Here is a 13,541-nt window from a genome sequence, read left to right as displayed (position 1 = left end):
GGCCATCGCCGACATCTACGACGTCGCCGGCCCCAACCTGGTGGCCAACGGGCTGTTCGAGGTCGACGCGTCCGGGTGGGTCGGGTCCAACGCCACCATCGGCCGGTCGACACTCCAGGCCCATCAGGGCGTCGGGTCACTGCTCATCACCCCCAACGGCTCGTCGGCCTCCGGCGGTGCGAACGCCACGACCACGGTGCCGGTCGTGGCCGGCCGCAACTACCGCGTGTCGATGTGGGTCTACTGCGGGCTCGGTTGGACCGACCTGGGCCCCGCCATCGACTGGGCCAACGGCCTTGGCGTCTACATCACCACCGGCTTCGGCGGCGGCACGGTCGCTGCCGCCACGTGGGTGTTCAAGTCGGCGGTGCTCACCGCCCCGGTCGGTGCGGCCACTGCTACCGTCCGGGCCCGCCACGGCGGCACCCCGGCGGCATCGCGCACCTGGTACGTCGACGAGGTGTCGTTCGCCGCCGAGCCGCTGTCCCTCGCCGACCTGGCCGCCGACTACGCCACGCTGCTCGACCTGGCTCAGGCGGACCTCTCATGATCGCCTTGTCCGACGTGGCCAACTCCGTCATCAGCCGCTCGTACACCTACCGGTGCCGGGTCGAGTCGTGGCGGGGGGCCGACCTGCTCGCCGACGACATCCCCGTCGAGGGCGGTGCCGAGGAGGTCGACCGGACACTGCGGGTGCCGGAGCGGGTTACCTTCACCGTGCCGCGCTTCGACCGAGGCATGTCGTGGGCGCCGGTGGCGGCCGACCATCCGCTGTCGGCGTCCGGGCAGCGTCTCCGTGTGCAGGTCGGTGTCGACATCGGCGGCGGGCAGACGGAGTGGATCCAGCGCGGCTGGTTCGTCCTCGCCGAGGCGGTGCCGTCGGGGGATACCGTCACCGTCACCGCGTCGGGGCTGCTGTCGCTGGTCGATGAGGCCCGGCTCGTGTCCCCGTACCAGCCGACCGGCACCCTGCTGTCGACGCTGCGCGGGCTCGTCGAGCCGGCCGTCACCGTTGTACCCGATCTGGCGCTGGCCGACCGGTCGGTGCCGTCCGGCATCAACTACGACGAGGACCGGCTCGGCGCGGTGATGGAGCTGCTCGACGCGTGGGGCGCGGATGCCTGGGTCACCGAGGACGGCTACCTGACCGCGGTCCCCGCCGACACGGTCGGAACCCCGGTGCTCGCCCTGACCGATGGGCTCGGCGGCACGGTCATCGAGGCCAGCGGGTCCAGCACCCGCGAGGGTGCCGCGAACGTCGTGGTGGCCCGGGGTACCGCGTCGGACGGGACGCAGGTGCAGGGTGTCGCCTACGACCTGCTCGGCCCGACCGCGTTCGGCGGACCGTTCAACCCCCTGCCCGTGCCGTACTTCTTCAGCAGCCCGCTGCTGACGACCGCCGCGCAGTGCCGCACCGCCGCGCAGACCATCCTCGCCCGCCGCCGGCGGTCCACCGCGGTCGAGCTGACGGTGACGATGGTGCCGCACCCCGGCCTCCAGGCCGGTGATGTCGTCACCGTCACCACCGCCGACTACGCCGGGCTGGTCTGCGTCGTGGAGCAGCTACGCCTGCCCTACACGCCAGACGGTGGGGCGCAGACCCTCACGGTGAGGAGCGTCGCGTGAGCAGCCTCGTCGCCACCGCCACCGCCGCGAAGAGCGGCAGCACCGTCACCGCATCGGTCAACGGCACGGTCGTCACGATGGAGGTGACCCGCGACCAAGCGGTCGCGGCAGGGGACGTCCTGCTCGTCACGCGGGTTGGCGCGTTCTGGTTCGTCATCGGCCGCCTGTACGCCGCCGCTCCGCCGCCGCCAGACATCCCCGACAACGTGATCCCGCCGGACCCGAAACCGCCGACCACCACGGGCAGCCTGGTGGTGTCGCCGGTGGAGACCCGGTCGTACCGGTCGTCGGGGTGGCGGACCGATAACACGGACGTCTACCAGGGCCAGTACGGCGGGTGGGGCAACCATACCGGGGCCGTCTTCTACGGCTCCAAGCCGCGCTCGCTGGCGGGGGCGACGGTGACCGCAGCGTCGATCCGGGTCAAGCGGCTGTCCGCCGGAACGTACGCCCCGCAGTCCACCACCATGCGGCTGGTCACCCAGGCCACCCGACCGGGCGGCGCACCCACACTGACGTCCAGCACCGCCGGGCCGTCCCTCGCGGTGGGGGCCAGCACCAGCAGCTTCGCCGTGCCGACCGCGTGGGCGCAGGCGATGGTCGACGGCACCGCCGGAGGCATCGCCTTCTACGACAGCTCCGGCTCCCCATACGTCCGGTTCGCCGGCCGCAGCTCGTGGTCGCCTGCGTTCACCCTGACCATCTCGTGGAGGAGATGACATGCCCGACACCAGCCTGGGCATTACCTACCCGGCGTCGACCGCACACACCCGCCTGTGGGAGCACCTCCAGGAACTGGCCGCCGACGTCAACGCCATCCTCGTCAACCGCACCCCACTGCGTGGAGACGGGGCGCTGTCGTCGCTCTACACCCTGACCGCGACCATGGCCGACCTCGCCGGTGCCACCGTCACCATCAACGTGCCGACCGCCAGCGCCGTGTTCCTGGCCCGGTGGACGATGGCCGGCCAGCTGATGACTGCCGGCAACATCTCCGCGGTCAGCCAGCTCCTCGTCGACAACGTCGCCCAGACGCCGCAGTGCATCTGGAACCCGGCCAACGTGACGGCAGCCACGGGCTCCCCACGCGGCGGGCAGAGCCAGCAGGTGTCCGGCACGGTGTCCGGCGCCGGCAACCACATCTTCAAGCTCCAGGCGCAGCGGGTGTTCCCGACCGGGAGCAGCGGCGACATCCGCCTGGACAACATCCACACGAATCTGTCCGTGCTCGTTCTCCCGTACTGAAGGGGCCCGCCGTGCCGATCTCCGACAGCACCACCCCCGCGCCGATCCGGATGGCCGTGTCGGCCTACCAGACCGGCACCGACGCCATGGTGTCGTTCGACCTGCCGCTGCCGAACCCGGCGGGGATGACGATCAGCGACGCTCAGATTCGCGACTTCTACCAGGACTTCATCAACGCCCTGGAGCGGTCGCCGGACTTCTACCAGGTGCGGGGGACGCTGATCACCGAGCACAGCGCCGCTGTCACCCCGGACGCCTGAGCCCGCCGATGACCACCGCACCGTCCAACCTGCTGGCCGTCCGCCGGCTGCTGCTCGACACCCTCAAGGGGCTCGATCCCGCTGCGGTGGGGATCGTCGGTGATCCGGCCCACCGGGGCGGCTACCACTGCGGCTCCGACCGGGTCGTGTCCAACGACTACTCCGTTGTGGAGTCGCCCCGGGACTCGGGCGGCCTCACCCTCTACGCCTCCGGGCTGGACGTGGGCACGTTCAGCGTCCGGGTCGGGGGTGCCACCCACAATCTCCAGACGTTCTCCACCTGGTGCGTCGCCCAGTGCCGGGCGAACACGCCGGACACCCGCGACCTACGGGAGATCATCTACAGCCCGGACGGCAAGGTCGTCCGGCGCTGGGACCGTCTCGGCCGGCGCACTTCCGGCGACGACTCGCACCTGTGGCACACGCACCTCAGCTTCTTCCGCGACGCGATCAAGGCCGGACGGGACCAGACCCCGCTGTTCCGGCGCTACCTGACCAGCATCGGCCTACTGGCCCCGACGGTGGAGGACGACATGTTCGAGCCCAACGACCGCGCCCTACTCAAGGAGGTGCGCGACGCCCTGCTCAGCCCGGCTCAAGGCATCGACAAGCGGCACGTCGTCCAGCTCATCAAGGACCTGGCGTACGTGCTAGTGAAGGGCCCGACCGGGTCGTCGGCATGGGTCGGCGGCACGCTCACGCGGATCGCCGAAGCTGCCGGGGTGTCCCCGGCCGAGCTGGAGCAGATCACGGCGGCGGCACGTGCCGGTGTCGCCGACCTGGCCCCGGCGATCCTCGCGCAGCTCGACCCGGCCCGGATCGCGGCGGCGATCCCGCCGACCGTCGCCGCGCAGGTCGTCGACGAGCTGAGCCGGCGGATGGCCGGCCCTACCCAGGCCGGGTGACGGTGCCGGCTCAGCCGCGGCGGTGGTCCCGGGTCGCCGGCTACGCCATGATGGCGGCCGCCGGCGTCGGGGCTGCCATCGTGCCGACACCCAGCGTCGAACAGGCCACCGGTCCGCTGGTGTACCTCTGGGCCGCGTTCCTCGTCGGCGGCGGCCTGCTATCCACCTACGGCGCGGCCAGCGACCGATGGATCGGCGAACACCTCGGGCTGCCCCTGCTCTGGGCCGCTTTCACGGTGTACGCAGTGGTCCTCGCCGCCGTACTGTCACCGGCCGGCATCGTGGCCAGCCTGGCACTGGGCGCGTTCGCTCTGCTGCTGATCGGCCGGTGGCGGGACGTGTCGGCGATCCGCCGGGAGGCCACCCGTCAGGCACGCAGCCCTGGATAGGAGCGCCCTGTGTCATCTGAGGTCGTGACCGCAGTCATCGGCGTCGTGCTGGGCGGTGGCGGCATCGCCTTCATCCAGTCGATCTTCTCGGGCGTGGGAAGTCTGCGGCAGGGTGCTCGCGCGCACGAGCGAGAGTCGGTTCAGGACCTTGCCAGGGCCCGGGACAAGGCCGACGACCGGGCCAGCCGCGCGGAGACCGACCGGGACTTCTGGCGCAACATCTCCGGCGGCTACGCCTACCAGCTGCGCCTTGCTGGCGTGGAGCCGATTCCGCCGGACCCGGTGCCGCCGTCACAGCGGCCCCAGCCGTAACCACTCAGGAGGTACGCATGTTCGAGGGCAAGTTCTGGAAGGCCACTGGCGAGCGCGCGGTGAAGAGCGCCGCCCAGGCCCTGCTCATCTACTTCGGCGGCGACGCCGTCTTCAACGCCTGGCAGACCGACTGGCCGGCGGCGGGCGGGATCGCGTCCGGCGCGGTCGTGCTGTCGGTGCTCACCTCGCTGGTGAGCGCGAAGCTGTCCGGCGAGCCGGACTCCCCGAGCCTGGTGCCGGCTGACCGGTAAGATCATCGGCGCGGCGCTCCCGGTGACGTCCCGGGTGGTGCCGACCAAACGTCAGCGGCCCCGCCCCCACGAGGGGGACGGGGCCGCTTCGTGTCTGCGGTCAGGTGAGGCCGAGCTGCACGAAGTCCTTGGCGAGGTCGGTCTCCTTGAACTGGACCTTGCCCCGGTTCGACACCTCGATCGAGTAGAAGCCCTTCCCCGACGGCACATCCTTGATCGTGAACTGGAACAGGCAGGAATCGGCGCGGCTCCGGTCCTCCGGGTCGGTCTGCGGCTGCCCCGGGTCGAGCGCGCCGACGCCGACGATGGTGCCGGTGTTGTCGGTGACCACCACCTTGGTCCCGCCAGCGAGGTCGTCGTGGCCGCCGGTCCCGGCGCAGACATTGGTCGCCTCGGACCAGATGAAGTTGGGCAGTTCCAGGGTGAAGGTGCCGCGTACGAGCAGGGGCAGCGGGGCCCGGCTGGTGGGGGCGGAGCTGGGCGTGGGTGCGGCGGTCGGCTTGGGGTCGCCGCCGCAGCCGGCCAGCAGGAGCACGGCCGCGGTGAGCGCGGTGAGGTGGCGGGGGGTCATGCCGGGCACCGTACCGGCGGCCGTCCATGGTGGCGGGTGATCGTCGGGGATCTGACGGTGGGGCCGGGTCAGTGGCGGCCGGCCCGGACCATGTCGACGGGTAGCTCGTTGTCGGCCAGCATGCGCCGGGTGGCGCGGCGGGTGGCGGCCTGCCAGGTGTCGCCGTCTGCCCGCCGGCCGGTCAGGTAGTAGCCGATGGTCTCGTCGGGGTCGACCGCGTACAGGTGGGTGCCGTCGGTGAGGCGGATCGCGGGGCCGATGAGGATCTGAATCGCCCGGCCCGTGCCGTAGCCGCCGGTGGTGGCGCTGATGAGGATGACGGGGATGCCGGCGAGGATGTCGGCGGTGGCACCGTCCTCGTGGCCGTAGCGGGCGATGGCGGCGGCGGTGATGTCGGCGGCGGCGAGTCGGGTGGCGGTGGTCGGCATGGTGGGGCTCCTTCCGGCGGCGAGGGGGTGGTGGGGGCCGGGTGGCCGGCCCCCGGCCCGGTCAGCTGATGGGGTCGTAGCCGAAGCGGGCGACCACCTGCCCGTACCGCCGGACGGTGACCCGGTAGCCCAGCCCGCCCGGGAGCATGCCCTTGAGCTGCTCGGCGAGGCGGCGGGCGGTGCGGATGTCCCGGACGTCGGCGTCGGTGCTGGTGGCCTGGATGGTGACCTTCACGTTGGACCCCCTTGTCGCTGCCTGCTGATACTCATACTGTAGTGGGTACCTGGGCAACATGACAACCCTCCCACTACATCGGTTTCGAGCCAACATGACAGCGCCCCCACCGCCTTGCGGCGGTGGGGGCGCTTCGTCGTACCCGGAGTCAGGCGACCTTGCTCGATCGCGGCCCGAGCCTGCGGTTCAAGGTGGCCCGGCTGACGCCCGCCCGATCGCAGAGCAGGACGTCGGGGACCCCGCCGCTCCTGGCCGTTTCCACCGCCCGCCATAGCGCTTGGTCTGCTGCGCTCGCCGCAGCGCCAGCATCTGCGGCAGCCTGGAGCAACTGCGCCTGATGAGGGGTGAGCGCGGCAGGCGGTCGCCCCCACGGGCGATTCGGGTCCCTGATGAAACGAGGCCGCCCGGCGGCGTCGGCGGTAACCACGTTGTGGAGCGGGCGCTCGTCGCGCACCGCCAGAAGCTCCAGCTTCTCAGCCTCGGCACGGGTGTCGAACCAGGTCAGCGCGATGCGCTCAGGGTCGACTTCCGGCCACCACGGCTTCTCGTCGGCGTGCTGACCGAAGCGGGAGGGCGGGTTGACGGTGATGCCGATGTAGAGCAGGTTGCCTGCGCGATCGAACAGCCGGTACAGGCAGGTAGGGACGTCAACGGGCGCGGCGCTCACTCGGCAACCTCGGGCGCGGCCTTGCCGCCCTTGCCGCCACCGGGGCGGCCCTCCAGGATCTGCTGGATGCGGTTGCGGTGCAGGTCGAGTTCCTTGCCGATGTCGGCGTAGCTCATGCCCCGACCCTTCATCTCCACCACGGCCTCCTGGCGGATCTTCCGTAGCCGCGCCTGCCATGCGGGGATCTCGCCGAGCCGCTGACCTGCCCGTCTTGCCCGTTCGGCCGGGTCGTCGATGCGCTCGATGTTGTCGATGTCAGCCAACGGATTCTCCACCTCGTGATCGTAAGGGGTGCCCTTGCAAACACGACTGTAGTGGGTACCTTGACGATGTCGCAAGGTACCCACTACAGTCGGACGGGTCAGCACGCACCGCTACCGAGGGAGCACCCGATGGGCCTGTTCAGCAAGGACCCCGACAAGGGCTGGGGCGGCAAGAGCGACCAGTGCGTCATCACCGGCGGCAAGGCCACCGGCACCAGCCGGACCGTGTTCGGCGGCCAGGTCAAGACCGGCAAGGCGATCAACGGCAAGGGCGGCAAGTAGCCGCCAACCAGGCGGCCCCTGGCCGGTGCTGCGAACACCAACCAGGGGCCTTGATCGGACATCGGAGGTCCGACCGTGAACATCTTCCACCGCAAGGGCGCGTCCGCGCAGCCCCCCGAGTACGACCCGGCGATCGGTACCGCCGCCTACGGGCAGGCCCGGCCGGTCAACGACCCGCGCGCCACCTACCCGTCGGCGACGCAGACCCGGGACGCGACGCTCGCTGGCATCGGCCGCCGCGACGCCACCAAGCGCAAGCGCTGACCCACCTCGCCCGGTGACGCAGGGAAGTCGCCGCCGGGCCCCCTCAGCCTGCCCACCTCTCCTGTGAGGAGCACCCCTGTGCGTGCCCGTATCGACCGCTGGGTCTGCCGCACCGTCGCCGTCTGTGCGCTGCTGGCCGGCCTGGCTGCCTACACCAACCACACGACGCACCCCTGCCCCGACCTCGGGGCGGCCGGCATGTGCGTCTCGATCTCCCTGGAGTCCTGATGTTGTTGCGTCTCGCCGTCACCCACACCGCCGGCGCCGGGCTGTTCATCGGCGTGTGGCAGACCGCCATCGCCCTGGCCCCCGGCCCGACCGACGTCCGTTTGGTCCTGGCCGGTCTGGCCATCCCGACGGTCGCCGCCGCCGGGTCCGGCTTCGCCATCGCCACCGCCCAGCACCGGCGGGAGCAGGCCGCGCCCGCGCCGGCCCCGCGTCCGGCCATCGCCCACACCGCGCCGAAGGAGCTGACCGCCCGATGACCGCCCACGAGCCGAAGCGCAGCCGCGAGCGCTGGTCGAAGAGCCCGGACCTGTTCAAGTCCTCTGGCGGGTTCACCCGCTCGGCGAAGGCCGGCCGCACCCACGGCGTCAGCGAGCACCGCCCGTTCGGTGGCCAGCCGACGCAGCCGAAGAAGGGCGGCAAGCGGTGACCGCGCCGCCGAAGCTCACCGCGCAGCAGCTGCGGGAGCAGCTCGCCGAGGAGCGGGCCGTCATCACCGTGCGACGCGACGACCTGCGGGAGCGCCGCCGCCTCGACGCCGAGCACCGCGACGCCCTGGCCGAGGTCGCCGAGCTGACCACCAGCCGCACCCGGGCCCGCCGGGAACGCGACCGCGACCAAGAAGAGGCCGCCGCGCTCGCCGAGCTGTACCGGCGAGCCGCCCGCTCCGGGGCCCGCGCCCGGATCCGCACCGACATCGACCGGTCGGCGGAGATGCGTGCCCTGCGCATCGCCCGCGTCCGCACCGCCACCCTGTGGGTGGGGCTGCCGGTGCTGCTGGCGTTCGGCGCGTGGTCGACGGCCGGCGTGCAGGCCGGTGTCGACAAGCTCCTCGGCCTCGACGGCGGGTCGGCGGGGTGGTGGGCGGCGTGGGCGGTGGAGCCGGCGCTGATCACCGTGGTCGCCGCGATCATTGTCGGCCGGGCGGTGCTGCGCGCCTCCGGTGGTGACACGGACCGGCGGGCCACCGCCGCGGAGTGGGCGGCCCTGCTCACGTCGATCGGCCTGAACCTGGCCGGCGGGTGGGTCGGGACCGGCCTGGCCGCGTTGGGGGGCGCAGCGGCGCACTCGGTGGGTCCGGTCGGTGCGGCGGGCACGGCGTGGCTGATCGGCCTGTTCGTGTCGTACGTGAGCGCGGCCCAGCCGTGGGCGGGTGCGCCCCGGCTCGCGGACCTGGACCTCACGCCACCTCCGGCCACCACCGGGGGTGACCGCCCCCCGCTGGTCGCCGACCGGGCTGACGACCTGACCGCGCTGGTCGACGCGACCGCACCGACCGTGCCCGAGCTGGTCGAGCAGGCCGTCACTCGGCACCTGGCGGACCTGCCCGAGCCGACCCCGCCGCCGGCCGCGCCACGCCCCCGGTGGCGTCCCGCCGTCGCCCCACGGCCACGCCGGATCGCGGCACCGCGCCCCCCGGAGGTGACCGTCGTTGTCGCCGAGCCCGCGACACCGGCAGCGACACGACCGGGCCGCCGCTGGCACCCGCCGACGACCGTCCGGTCGCGACACCTCCGCGACAGGGTTACGCGCCGGATGTCGCACAGCCAGGCCGACAGCGACCGCGACACGACCCGCCGTCAGGTGTCGCCGTCGAAGCCGGCGGCAGACGACGCCGACCGCGACACGGTGACGCGTCGGGTGTCGCGGTCGAAGGCGTCCAGCGCGCGACAGAGCACCGCCGATCGTGTCGCCGCCGCCGTCGCGAAGAACCCGACCGTCAAGCCGGACGCGCTGGCGAAGAAGTTCGGCGTGTCCACCCGCACCATCCAGCGCGCCTGGCCGAAGCCGGCCGCCGTCAACGGCCACAACCACAGCGAGGTGCCCCGATGACCGGCCCCGTCGACCCCGCCGACTTCGCCGCAGCGTTCGCTGCCCTGTACGCCGCGCACCAAGTCGCCGACCACTGGGTGCAGACCCAGCGCCAGGCGGACCGCAAGGGGCTGCCCGGCTGGGCCGGTCGGATCGCCTGCGCCGCGCACGTGGCCAGCTACACCCTGACCGCCGCTGTCGCCCTGACCCTGGTTGCCGCGGCGACCGGGTGGCGGCCGAACCTGCTGGCCGTCGCCGCCGGCCTGGCGGTCAGCGCGGTGTCCCACTACGTCGCCGACCGGCGGACCCCCCTGCGCCGGCTGGCCGACCTGCTCGGCAAGGACCCGGCCTGGCTGGAGCGCGGGGGTGGGCTGTACGCCCTCGACCAGTCCTGGCACGTCGGCTGGCTGTTCGTCGCCGCCCTGATCGTCGCGGTCTGACCGTCTGCCGTGGCCACCGGCTCATCACCCGGTGGCACGCGGGACCGGCCAGACCGCCTGGACGGCACCACCCGAGAGGACCGACATGGCGACCCAGAACGACGTCCGCAAGGAGACCATCCGCCTGATCGACGAGCGGCGCAAGACCGGCCAGTACCCGGCCGACCAGGCCCGCCGCGACATCGACGCCACCCTCGACCGGATGAACGCCGACCGCAGGAAGAAGTGACCACCGTGTCTATCAGCTCCTGCTCCACCTGCGGCACCGGCACCTGGAAGTCGATGTCCGTCGACGACACCGGCGCCCTCGGTGTCTGCAAGAACGGCCACACGAACTATGACCCCAGCACCACCAGCAGTGGCGGCATCCGCACCGGCTCGATCAAGGTCACCGGCCAGTCGGCGATCGGCTCGGGTGCGACCGCCATCGGCAGCGACAAGAAGAGGGACAAGAAGAAGGGGAAGTGACCATGCCCAAGCCCACCGACATCCGAGACCTGGAGCGCGACCTGATCGCCGCGAAGGGCGACCCGCAGCGGCACCGCGAGGTCCGCGACCAGATCCGGGTCGCCGGCCTGCCGCAACTCGCGGCCGAACTGGACCGCATCGCCGCCACCAACCCGCAGGACTGACCCGCCCCGGGGCCCGGCCAGCACCGGCCGGGCCCCTCGACCAGCAAGGAGTAGCCGTGGCCGACGAGCCGCAGATCCCCGGCCAGCGCCCGCCGGCCGACGACGACCACGAGACCGTCGACATCACCCCCGAACCGGCCGGGCCGCCCGTAGACCAGCCCGAGCGGGAACCCGTCTTCGCCGCCGTCATCGGACAGGCCACCGACCGGCGACCGGTCATCCCGGCCAGCCTGCGCGGCGGCAACCTCACCCCCACCGTCAAACAGACGACCGCCGAGGTTGCCCACCGCGCCGCCTACCACGCCGTGCGCGCCCCCCTCAGGTACCTGCCCCTGGCACTGCTCTGGGCCGCGTGGGGGGCACTGCGGCTGGTCAACCGGCAACTGCGGTGGTGGTGGGTTGCTGAGCAGGAACCCCTCCGGCAGGCCGCCGCGACCCGCGACGACCCGGACGCCTGGAGCAGGCTCACCCGGGAGGCCCGCGCGATCCGCCTCTACCGCGGCCTGGTCCTCACCGCCGAGGTTGTCGGGCTACTCACCGGCGGCGTCGTCCTGGCCATGCAGCCGGCCTGGGTGGCCGCCGCAGTCGGTGCCGCTGTCGTGCCGCTGCTCGCCCGGTACGGCCGGCCCGCCGACCGGCCCATCGTCAGCCCGGCTGTCGTCAAGCCGCAGTTCCGCCGCCTCACCGCCGAGCTGGTCCGCTCCGCGATCCTGTCCTGCGGCATCGCTGGCCTGCGCGAACCCGAGCAGATCACGTTCCCGCAGGAGATCCACCGCGACGGGCCCGGCCAGCTCGCCATCGTCGACCTGCCGCCCGGCGTGGACGCCGTCGAGGTCATCGAACGTCGGTCCCGCCTCGCCTCCGGCCTGCGGGTGCCCGTAGACCAGGTGTGGCCGGAACCCATGCCGAAGGCGCACCCGGGCCGGCTGGCCATCTGGCAGGGCTACCAGCCCGCGTCGGCGATGCGTCAGCCCGCCTGGCCGCTGCTCAAGGGCGCCCGGGCGGACATCTTCAAGCCGTTCCCGTTCGCCACCGATCCCCGGCTGCGGCCCGTCAACGGATCGCTGATGTACCGCAACTGGCTCATAGGGGCGATGCCCGGCGCAGGCAAAACGTTCTCGCTGCGCCTGCCGCTGCTCGTGGCCGCTCTGGACCCGACTGCCGAACTGGTCGGCTACGAACTCAAGGGCACCGGCGACCTGGACATGCTGGAGCCCATCTGCACCCGGTTTGGTTCCGGCGCCGACGACGACACCGTCGAGGCGGCCCTGGACATGCTGCGGTGGCTGCGGCAGGAGTGCGTGCGCCGCGGCGCGGTCATCAAGCGGATGGCGAAGGCGGGGAAGGCCCCGGAGAACAAGGTCACCCGCGAGCTGGCCAACATCCCTGACCTGCAACTACACCCGGTGGTGGCGTTCATCGACGAGTGCCAGGAACTGTTCAGCCACGGCGAGTTCGGCAAGGAAGCCGGCGACCTGGCCGAGAAGGTCATCAAGCTCGGCCGGGCCCTGGGCATCATCCTGCTGCTGGCCACTCAGCGGCCCGACCGGGAGTCCCTGCCCAAGGGGGTATCCGCCAACGCTGGGGTCCGCTGGTGCCTGCGGGTCACCGGTCAGGTCGAGAACGACATGATCCTGGGCACCAGCATGTACAAGCAGGGCATCCGGGCCACCATGTTCGGCGACGAGGACTACGGGTGGGGGTGGCTCGTCGGGCTCGGTAAGCCGGTCAGCGCCCGCAGCTACTACGTCGACGGGCCGGGCGCGAAGCGGATCGTCGAGCACGCGATCCGGCACCGGCAGGAGGCCGGCACCCTGACCGAAGTGCAGGAGCGCGCCCCCCGGGTGCCCGCGTACAACCTGTTGGCCGACATCAGGGCGGTATGGCCGAGCGGACAGGACGCCCTGTGGTCGGAGCTGATCGTGGACCGGCTGGCCCGGCTGCGGCCCGAGATATACGGGGACTGGACGGTCACGACCCTCGGTGCAGCGCTGAAGGCGTGCAAGCTGCGCACGGTCAGCGTCCACCGCAAGCTCGACGGGATGTGGACGGGCAGCCCCCACCCGGACGGCAAGGAAAAGGGGTTCACCCGCCGCGGGGTGGAACTGGACGCCCTCCAGGCCGCCATCGACGCCGGCGTGAAGCCCCGCGAGATCGCCGACTGATAGCGCCACGGCGCGCTATCGATAGCGCACCCGCTAGCACCTGAAACCCACTCTGACCTGCGGAATAGCGGATAGCGGACCCTTGCCGCTGAGACCCCGAAACCGGCCCTGGAGGTATCCGTGACCCACTCGACGCCCACCACCGACCCGCCACCGGGAGGGCTTCCCTGGTGGCTGTGGCTGGCACTCGCCGTCACCGTCCTGGCCGCCGTGAAGGTGGCCGAGTGGCGCTGGCGGCCCTTCGCCCCGTGCTGGTGCTGCAAGGGCACAGGCAAGCATCACCGCGCCGACAGGAAGGCATTCCGGGACTGCTGGTGGTGTCGCGGGTCCGGGCGCCGTAAGCGGATCGGCCGCCGCATCTGGGACCGGTTCGGCCGCGTCCGGCGCGCCGCCCAGTAACCCCTCGACGCAGACCAGCCCCCGACCGTGCTGGTCGGGGGCTGTCGTGTGTCTGGGTCACAGTCGGGCCGGCTCCAGCCCGTAGCGGGTGGCGTACCGCGCCGCCCACTCGGCCCGGCCAACCCGGCGCGGCCGGTGGAGCAGGTCGTACGCGACGAGGTAGCCGAAGG

The 13,541-nt window shown here is 72.2% G+C and carries 25 protein-coding genes; 20 read left to right on the top strand and 5 right to left on the bottom strand.

All coding sequences use genetic code 11. The annotated features are described in order from the left end of the window. The 9 genes from ACOJUF_RS24315 to ACOJUF_RS24275 form a co-directional block, all read left to right on the top strand. Nucleotides 1-550, top strand: a 550-nt coding sequence (locus ACOJUF_RS24315; RefSeq protein WP_420124387.1) for a carbohydrate binding domain-containing protein, incomplete at its 5' end; no start/stop codon positions are given. Then, on the top strand, nt 547-1,626 hold the full coding sequence (locus ACOJUF_RS24310) for a DUF5047 domain-containing protein (RefSeq protein ID WP_420124386.1): 1,080 nt from the start codon (nt 547-549) through the stop codon (nt 1,624-1,626). The genes ACOJUF_RS24315 and ACOJUF_RS24310, both read left to right, overlap by 4 nt. Beyond that, nucleotides 1,623-2,345, top strand: coding sequence for a hypothetical protein (locus ACOJUF_RS24305; protein WP_420124385.1), 723 nt, complete (start codon nt 1,623-1,625; stop codon nt 2,343-2,345). The genes ACOJUF_RS24310 and ACOJUF_RS24305 overlap by 4 nt, the downstream gene beginning before the upstream one ends. A gap of 1 nt (nt 2,346) precedes the next feature. Then, complete coding sequence (locus ACOJUF_RS24300) at nt 2,347-2,871, top strand: hypothetical protein (RefSeq protein ID WP_420124384.1); 525 nt, start codon at nt 2,347-2,349, stop codon at nt 2,869-2,871. An 11-nt stretch (nt 2,872-2,882) separates the two neighbouring features. Next, nucleotides 2,883-3,131, top strand: a complete 249-nt coding sequence (locus tag ACOJUF_RS24295; RefSeq protein WP_420124383.1) for a hypothetical protein — start codon at nt 2,883-2,885, stop codon at nt 3,129-3,131. Between the two features lie 8 nt (nt 3,132-3,139). After that, a complete protein-coding gene (locus tag ACOJUF_RS24290; protein WP_420124382.1) occupies nt 3,140-4,036 on the top strand; it encodes a hypothetical protein in 897 nt (298 codons plus the stop codon). Further along, nucleotides 4,033-4,425, top strand: coding sequence for a hypothetical protein (locus ACOJUF_RS24285; protein WP_420124381.1), 393 nt, complete (start codon nt 4,033-4,035; stop codon nt 4,423-4,425). Before ACOJUF_RS24290 ends, ACOJUF_RS24285 begins: the two co-directional genes overlap by 4 nt. A 24-nt stretch (nt 4,426-4,449) precedes the next feature. Then, nucleotides 4,450-4,737: a hypothetical protein gene (locus ACOJUF_RS24280; protein ID WP_420124380.1), complete on the top strand. Its 288-nt coding sequence runs from the start codon at nt 4,450-4,452 to the stop codon at nt 4,735-4,737. Nucleotides 4,738-4,754: 17 nt separating this feature from the next. After that, on the top strand, nt 4,755-4,988 hold the full coding sequence (locus tag ACOJUF_RS24275; RefSeq protein WP_420124379.1) for a holin: 234 nt from the start codon (nt 4,755-4,757) through the stop codon (nt 4,986-4,988). 100 nt (nt 4,989-5,088) lie between these two features. Here the strand turns inward: ACOJUF_RS24275 and ACOJUF_RS24270 are convergent, their stop codons facing one another. The 5 genes from ACOJUF_RS24270 to ACOJUF_RS24250 form a co-directional block, all read right to left on the bottom strand. Then, complete coding sequence (locus ACOJUF_RS24270) at nt 5,089-5,559, bottom strand: hypothetical protein (RefSeq protein ID WP_420124378.1); 471 nt, start codon at nt 5,557-5,559, stop codon at nt 5,089-5,091. Between the two features lie 68 nt (nt 5,560-5,627). Then, a complete protein-coding gene (locus tag ACOJUF_RS24265; RefSeq protein ID WP_420124377.1) occupies nt 5,628-5,987 on the bottom strand; it encodes a hypothetical protein in 360 nt (119 codons plus the stop codon). A 61-nt stretch (nt 5,988-6,048) separates the two neighbouring features. After that, entirely contained in the window at nt 6,049-6,222 is a 174-nt protein-coding gene (locus ACOJUF_RS24260) for a hypothetical protein (protein WP_420124376.1), read from the bottom strand. A gap of 148 nt (nt 6,223-6,370) precedes the next feature. After that, nucleotides 6,371-6,889 (bottom strand): GIY-YIG nuclease family protein, encoded by a 519-nt coding sequence (locus tag ACOJUF_RS24255; protein WP_420124375.1) that lies wholly within the window; start codon nt 6,887-6,889, stop codon nt 6,371-6,373. Further along, nucleotides 6,886-7,164, bottom strand: coding sequence for a hypothetical protein (locus ACOJUF_RS24250; protein WP_420124374.1), 279 nt, complete (start codon nt 7,162-7,164; stop codon nt 6,886-6,888). Before ACOJUF_RS24250 ends, ACOJUF_RS24255 begins: the two co-directional genes overlap by 4 nt. 117 nt (nt 7,165-7,281) lie before the next feature. On the opposite strand from ACOJUF_RS24250, the gene ACOJUF_RS24245 reads away from it, so the two are divergent. From ACOJUF_RS24245 to ACOJUF_RS24195, 11 genes are all read left to right on the top strand, one after another. Then, entirely contained in the window at nt 7,282-7,434 is a 153-nt protein-coding gene (locus ACOJUF_RS24245; RefSeq protein ID WP_420124373.1) for a hypothetical protein, read from the top strand. Nucleotides 7,435-7,509: 75 nt separating this feature from the next. Continuing rightward, a complete protein-coding gene (locus ACOJUF_RS24240; RefSeq protein ID WP_420124372.1) occupies nt 7,510-7,698 on the top strand; it encodes a hypothetical protein in 189 nt (62 codons plus the stop codon). A gap of 78 nt (nt 7,699-7,776) precedes the next feature. Beyond that, on the top strand, nt 7,777-7,926 hold the full coding sequence (locus tag ACOJUF_RS24235) for a hypothetical protein (protein WP_420124371.1): 150 nt from the start codon (nt 7,777-7,779) through the stop codon (nt 7,924-7,926). Then, the gene (locus ACOJUF_RS24230) at nt 7,926-8,183 is read left to right on the top strand and encodes a hypothetical protein (protein ID WP_420124370.1); all 258 of its coding nucleotides are present in this window, start codon (nt 7,926-7,928) and stop codon (nt 8,181-8,183) included. The genes ACOJUF_RS24235 and ACOJUF_RS24230 overlap by 1 nt, the downstream gene beginning before the upstream one ends. Further along, entirely contained in the window at nt 8,180-8,353 is a 174-nt protein-coding gene (locus tag ACOJUF_RS24225; protein WP_420124369.1) for a hypothetical protein, read from the top strand. Before ACOJUF_RS24230 ends, ACOJUF_RS24225 begins: the two co-directional genes overlap by 4 nt. Further along, the gene (locus tag ACOJUF_RS24220) at nt 8,350-9,756 is read left to right on the top strand and encodes a hypothetical protein (RefSeq protein WP_420124368.1); all 1,407 of its coding nucleotides are present in this window, start codon (nt 8,350-8,352) and stop codon (nt 9,754-9,756) included. Before ACOJUF_RS24225 ends, ACOJUF_RS24220 begins: the two co-directional genes overlap by 4 nt. Beyond that, nucleotides 9,753-10,175 carry a transcriptional regulator gene (locus ACOJUF_RS24215; RefSeq protein WP_420124367.1) on the top strand — a complete coding sequence of 141 codons (423 nt, stop codon included), beginning with the start codon at nt 9,753-9,755 and terminating at the stop codon, nt 10,173-10,175. The genes ACOJUF_RS24220 and ACOJUF_RS24215 overlap by 4 nt, the downstream gene beginning before the upstream one ends. Before the next feature lie 85 nt (nt 10,176-10,260). Continuing rightward, complete coding sequence (locus ACOJUF_RS24210) at nt 10,261-10,404, top strand: hypothetical protein (RefSeq protein ID WP_420124366.1); 144 nt, start codon at nt 10,261-10,263, stop codon at nt 10,402-10,404. 5 nt (nt 10,405-10,409) lie between these two features. Then, complete coding sequence (locus ACOJUF_RS24205) at nt 10,410-10,643, top strand: hypothetical protein (protein WP_420124365.1); 234 nt, start codon at nt 10,410-10,412, stop codon at nt 10,641-10,643. Next, on the top strand, nt 10,640-10,807 hold the full coding sequence (locus ACOJUF_RS24200; protein ID WP_420124364.1) for a hypothetical protein: 168 nt from the start codon (nt 10,640-10,642) through the stop codon (nt 10,805-10,807). The genes ACOJUF_RS24205 and ACOJUF_RS24200 overlap by 4 nt, the downstream gene beginning before the upstream one ends. A 56-nt stretch (nt 10,808-10,863) precedes the next feature. After that, nucleotides 10,864-12,972, top strand: coding sequence for a cell division protein FtsK (locus ACOJUF_RS24195; RefSeq protein WP_420124363.1), 2,109 nt, complete (start codon nt 10,864-10,866; stop codon nt 12,970-12,972). The last annotated feature ends 569 nt before the right edge of the window (nt 12,973-13,541 follow it).

Origin of the sequence: Nakamurella sp. (assembly GCF_048594475.1) — a bacterium.
GTDB lineage: Bacteria > Actinomycetota > Actinomycetes > Mycobacteriales > Nakamurellaceae > Nakamurella.
The sequence above is the reverse complement of the archived record's forward strand: the minus strand, read 5'-3'. Positions and strand labels throughout refer to the sequence as shown.

Coding starts and splice junctions, on each gene's coding strand:
- ACOJUF_RS24310 (WP_420124386.1), top strand. CDS start 547: ATGATCGCCTTGTCCGACGTGGCCAACTCCGTCATCAGCCGCTCGTAC.
- ACOJUF_RS24300 (WP_420124384.1), top strand. CDS start 2,347: ATGCCCGACACCAGCCTGGGCATTACCTACCCGGCGTCGACCGCACAC.
- ACOJUF_RS24290 (WP_420124382.1), top strand. CDS start 3,140: ATGACCACCGCACCGTCCAACCTGCTGGCCGTCCGCCGGCTGCTGCTC.
- ACOJUF_RS24275 (WP_420124379.1), top strand. CDS start 4,755: ATGTTCGAGGGCAAGTTCTGGAAGGCCACTGGCGAGCGCGCGGTGAAG.
- ACOJUF_RS24270 (WP_420124378.1), bottom strand. CDS start 5,559: ATGACCCCCCGCCACCTCACCGCGCTCACCGCGGCCGTGCTCCTGCTG.
- ACOJUF_RS24265 (WP_420124377.1), bottom strand. CDS start 5,987: ATGCCGACCACCGCCACCCGACTCGCCGCCGCCGACATCACCGCCGCC.
- ACOJUF_RS24245 (WP_420124373.1), top strand. CDS start 7,282: ATGGGCCTGTTCAGCAAGGACCCCGACAAGGGCTGGGGCGGCAAGAGC.
- ACOJUF_RS24230 (WP_420124370.1), top strand. CDS start 7,926: ATGTTGTTGCGTCTCGCCGTCACCCACACCGCCGGCGCCGGGCTGTTC.
- ACOJUF_RS24225 (WP_420124369.1), top strand. CDS start 8,180: ATGACCGCCCACGAGCCGAAGCGCAGCCGCGAGCGCTGGTCGAAGAGC.
- ACOJUF_RS24215 (WP_420124367.1), top strand. CDS start 9,753: ATGACCGGCCCCGTCGACCCCGCCGACTTCGCCGCAGCGTTCGCTGCC.
- ACOJUF_RS24210 (WP_420124366.1), top strand. CDS start 10,261: ATGGCGACCCAGAACGACGTCCGCAAGGAGACCATCCGCCTGATCGAC.